The sequence below is a fragment of the Microcoleus sp. N9_A1 genome (genome assembly GCF_036701795.1).
GTDB lineage: Bacteria > Cyanobacteriota > Cyanobacteriia > Cyanobacteriales > Microcoleaceae > Microcoleus.
Genome location: NZ_JAUBRI010000162.1, coordinates 1 through 2,944, shown reverse-complemented (window position 1 = coordinate 2,944; position 2,944 = coordinate 1). Strand labels below are relative to the sequence as shown.

At 44.6% G+C, this 2,944-nt stretch carries 1 protein-coding gene; it reads right to left on the bottom strand.

The window, feature by feature from the left end:
- Positions 1–51: 51 nt before the first annotated feature.
- Positions 52–2,944, bottom strand: a 2,893-nt coding sequence (locus tag QUA58_RS31060; RefSeq protein WP_445301920.1) for a PAS domain-containing protein, incomplete at its 5' end; no start/stop codon positions are given.

Here is a 2,944-nt window from a genome sequence, read left to right as displayed (position 1 = left end):
TCGCTTACGCTGTGCTTATCTTAACGGGGAATTTTCCTTAAGTATTTCTGCTTAGTTCTCAACTGGGATGCTCCCCTGTATTAATGGTATTTCTCCGTATTCTTTAACTATTTCAATCTGCCGATTTTTGCCATTTTCTTTAATTTTGTGTTGTAAAATTAACAGAGCGCTGTCAATTCCTTCGTGAATATCAACACGCTTAAGAGCTGATTCTTCCAGGCGGGAAAAGTTGCGCAAAGACAGAACAATTTCGCGAATCCTATCGGCTCCGGTTTCAATTGAATTCAGCAGGTGCGGGAAATCCTCTTTCATAAATTCCAATTCTATTTCCTCAGCAAACTCCGCGATCGCAGAAACAGGTTCCGGGTAATGTTCTTGATACAAACTGCAGAGTTGCAGCAAGTTTTTGGCATACTCGCTAGCGTAAATGATATTACCGTAGATAAAACTGACAGGATTATTAATTTCGTGAGCAATTCCCGCAACGAGCTGTCCCAAACTCGACATTTTTTCCGCTTGAATTAGTTGAGATTGAGTCCTTCCTAATTGTTTCAATGTTTGCTCTAGCTCGTGATTTTTTTGTTTTAATTGAGATTCTGCCTGTTTGCGCTTGGTAATATTCCGGGCGATCGCGATCGCCTGATTCGAGTTAAGAGGCAGGAATCTCGCTTCATAAGTTTCTTCTCCTGACGGCATGAGTAGCGAATACTCTAGATTAACTGGAGTTTTATTTTCTGAAACTTCAAGCATTGCCAGCTCGAACTGGCTGGCGACGGTGGCGGGCAATATATCGGTCATTCGTTTGCCCACAAAATATTCGGGACTCAGGTACAAATCCGATGAATTTCCTGACAAGTAATCCAAAATAATGCCGTCAGCATTGATTCGGAAATACAAATCGGGCAGTGCCAGAAAAACTGCTTCCAGCTCGGAAGTTTTTTGGCGCAATGCTTCTTCGGCGCAGTAGCGATCGCTAATATCAAAAATCACCCCGTCCAAACAGCAAACGCTCCCATCTGCGCCGAACACTGGAGAACCTTTATCCCACACCCATTTAAGCGTGCCGTCTGCTGCTAGCAAGCGGTATTCCAAGCTATAAGACTGTTGTTTTTCTATTCCTTGCCGAATTGTTGCTTCTACTTTGGCCAAATCTTCCGGGTAAATAATACTAGCAAAAGTCCGGCTTCCCCTGTCCAAAGGCGAAATAAAATCCGCAGCAGCGTAGCCCGCTAGTAAGTAAACGGCATCGCTAATAAAACTGGTCGAAAAATCGCACTGCCAGCGATAAACCACTCCGGGAATATTAGCTACCAAAGAGCGAAATCTGGCTTCGCTCCCGCGCAAAGCTGCTTCCGATTCATGTCGTTCTGTAATATCGTGAGCGAAAGCTAGCATTGCAAACACATTACCTTCAGCGTCGCGTAGAGGTACTTTTTGGGTGTCAAAAATATGTACTAAACCGTCAGCAATAATTGCCTGCTCGCAGGGATTGTGGATGGTTTCGCCTGCCAGTACAGCAGAGTCGTCTGCACGGAATCCTCGGATATTTTTTGCGGGATTCCCAAATACTAGCTCTTCTGAAAATCCTAATTCTAAATCGGATTTGCCAAGTATTTCTTCGACTGTTTTGCCGATCGCTTGAGCGAGACTCTGGTTTGCAAAAATATAGCGAAATTTTTTGTCTTTGGCAAAAATCCAGTCGCTAGTTTTGTCAATTACCGTGCGCAGCAGTTCTTTGGAACGTTCGGTTTGTGCCAAAGCTACTTGTAGTTCTAATTCCAGACACTTGCTAGCTGTAATGTTTTCAAAAGCAACGCCGACGCAGTTGTTAGGTAATGGAAAAGCTTTAATAGAAAAAGCGCGAGTTATTCTGCCGTCTTCATCGCAGTCAATATCTTCAACTTCTACGGCTTTTTGGCCCAGAATTACCGAAGCAAATGCTTGGGGAATGTTTTTCGATCGCAAATGGGGGAAAATCTCGTCGATTGTCATGCCCAAAACGTCCGCCATTTCTAATCCGGTAAACCGCGTAGCAGCGGGATTGGAGGCGATCGCCCTTAACGTGCTGTCATCGTCTATATTTTCCAAATGGTAGACATACAAACCAATTTGCATATTCTCCACAATTTGGTCGTAGAGGCGCACGCTTTCGTCTACCTGCCTGCGTTCGGTAATATCTTCAGTAATCCCCAAAACGTACTGAGGACGCCCTGCGGCGTCGAGAATTGGCACTTTGCGGGTGTGCAGTATTCTCATACCTTTGTGGCGAGTTTGGATCGGCTCTTCGGCGATGTCTTTAACAGTAGATTGGTTGTGATGACCTGTCAATATTTCCCTGTCTTGAGCGGCGAAAACATCAGCTTGTTCTTTGGGGTAAATATCGTAGTCATTTTTGCCGATCGCCTCTTGAGAGGTAACACCCGCGATCGTTTCTCCGGCTTTATTCCACAGCACAAATTTGAGCGAAGAAGCATCTTTAGCAAAAACTCCCACCGGCAGATTTTCTACTACGGAATTGAGGAACCCTCTAGCTGATTTTAATTCAGCTTCTGCACGCTTGCGTTCGATGCCTAAAGCGATGACATCCGCAACCGATGCTAAAGTTTCCTGAAAAGGTGGTGTCAGCGGCTTGAAGCTGATAATTACCATGACTCCCACCAGCCTTTCTTCGACTATTAAGGGGTAGCCGGCGAAGGTAAGAATTTGCTTGGGGATTGGGCAATTTGTCGGCTTTTGACTGGTGTTGAGAATTGCTACTTCGGAACTGTGTGGCGGTGTTGCTTTCGGGGATTCTTCCTCTGGGAGTCCAAAATTATTCAGTTCAAATCCGCAGTCAAATTCCGGTTTTTGCTGTTTGGCGATCGAGTTAAGGAATGAAAATTTAATAACTTTAGCGTCTGCTAAATAGTCGGAACTGCACGATAATTCCATTTTGGTAGATATT